The organism is Psychrobacter pacificensis, from assembly GCF_900101915.1.
GTDB lineage: Bacteria > Pseudomonadota > Gammaproteobacteria > Pseudomonadales > Moraxellaceae > Psychrobacter > Psychrobacter pacificensis.
In genome coordinates, this window is record NZ_FNAL01000055.1 from 1 (window position 1) to 1,702 (window position 1,702).

Annotated in this window: 1 protein-coding gene and 2 pseudogenes; all 3 read left to right on the plus strand. The window is 39.1% G+C overall.

Annotated elements, in window-relative coordinates; translation table 11 throughout:
* Positions 1–74: pseudogene (locus BLR43_RS13545) on the plus strand (IS1595 family transposase); the annotation flags it as partial.
* Between the two features lie 53 nt (positions 75–127).
* Positions 128–355: pseudogene (locus BLR43_RS13400) on the plus strand (threonine synthase); the annotation flags it as partial.
* 348 nt (positions 356–703) lie between these two features.
* On the plus strand, positions 704–1,447 hold the full coding sequence (locus BLR43_RS13405) for a TorF family putative porin (RefSeq protein WP_071001644.1): 744 nt from the start codon (positions 704–706) through the stop codon (positions 1,445–1,447).
* Positions 1,448–1,702 lie beyond the last annotated feature (255 nt).

Here is a 1,702-nt window from a genome sequence, read left to right on the forward strand (position 1 = left end):
GGCGTTTTAATCACAGTGACCCAAAGTCGCAATTACTACAATTAAAACAATGGGTTAAACAGGGTTTGAACTAGTTATCTAGGACAGCCCCAAAATGACCAAACCTAATCCAAGAGTATTAGAAGTAAAAGGCGTATTCGTTGAGCCTGCATCGGCGGCTTCAATCGGCGGTGCAATCCGTGATATTAAAGCAGGTAAAATCGCTGAAGGTTCGGTGATCGTTTGCACAGTGACGGGTAATGGTCTAAAAGATCCTGACACTGCGATCAAACAATGTGCCGATGCCGTGATGCTCACCATCAATGCCACATTGGATGATGTCAGAACATCAATCCTATCAAATATGGAAAAATAATTTTTCATGCTTTGCTCAGAAGAAAATACTTAAAAAGCCAACCAACTGCGGTTGGTTTTTTTTATTGCATCGTGCAGAATATAAACTGTATAAGAATAATTCCTATTTACAAACAATTTGATACAGTTTGATTTGTTTTGGTGCAAAATCAATAAATCGCCCAATATTTGTGCAATACAATAATGCTTCAAAGTTGGTTTTGTAAGTTATTGCAGTTTTATTGCAAAGAAATAAGATAAAACAGTAACTTAATAAAGTTGGCACGCCCTTTGCTATTTCAATAACAAGTTCAGAGTCAAATCATTTCGATTTGAACATTTGTAATAAACAGCTTGGGGGAATACCAACATGAACTTTAAACTTTCTACATTAGTGGCTGCATCTTTACTCACTTGTGCAAGTGGCTTGACTATGGCAGCTGAAAGCGATGTATCATTCTCTGGTACTGCAGCAATGACTTCAGATTACCGCTATCGTGGTATGACACAAACTGAAAGCGACCCTGCCGTTCAAGTTGGTTATGGATTAACCCATAGCTCTGGCTTATACGCAGGTGTCTGGGGCTCGAATGTCGGCTTTGGTAGCTCATTAGAGCTCGATCCATATGTAGGTTATAGCACTGAACTTGGCTCTTTGGCGTCTAAACCAGTTTTAGATGTCGGTTTATGGTACTACGGCTATCCAAGTGCTTCTGATTTGAATTGGCTTGAGCTGTATGCACGTCTAGGTTTTGCAGACACCATCACTGTTGGTGACAGTTTGCTTGCAAGCGTGAATTTCACTAATGATTTTTTTGGCTTAGATACTGATGCATGGTATTTAAACCTGACTTATAGCATGCCATTGAGCGCATCTTTCGGTGGTGTAGCAAGCTTAGGTTATACCACTGCTGACGATTATGATTTCAGTGATAACGCTAGTGGCGATGATAACTACATCGACTGGAAAGTTGGTGTGACTTACAGCTTTGCTTCTGTTGAAGACCTGTCAGCTGAGCTTGCTGCTGTCGGCACAAATATTGACGCCGACACCAACCCGTACAAACGTGGTGTAGAGACTGGTGCTGTATTTACAATTACTAAAGCATTCTAAGTTGTAAATAGCATAGGCTAGAAAATTAGCCTTGCGATAAAAAAATCCTGTCTTACTTCAAGGCAGGATTTTTTTATGGAGAATTGGTTCTAAATACGTCTTGGCATGTTAAATGCTTAATATTTATATCGAATAAAGATTGTTTGAATAGATTAAAAAGAAGGGGCTGTCCTAGATGAGTAAAATTATTTAGGATAGCACTATGAGAAAGAGTAAACTAAGTTGGTATAAACAAAGCAGACTCATCGAGTTATT

What these genes read in the sequence shown, in the direction of transcription:
- BLR43_RS13405 (WP_071001644.1), top strand. Translation starts at nt 704, where the DNA reads ATGAACTTTAAACTTTCTACATTAGTGGCTGCATCTTTACTCACTTGT.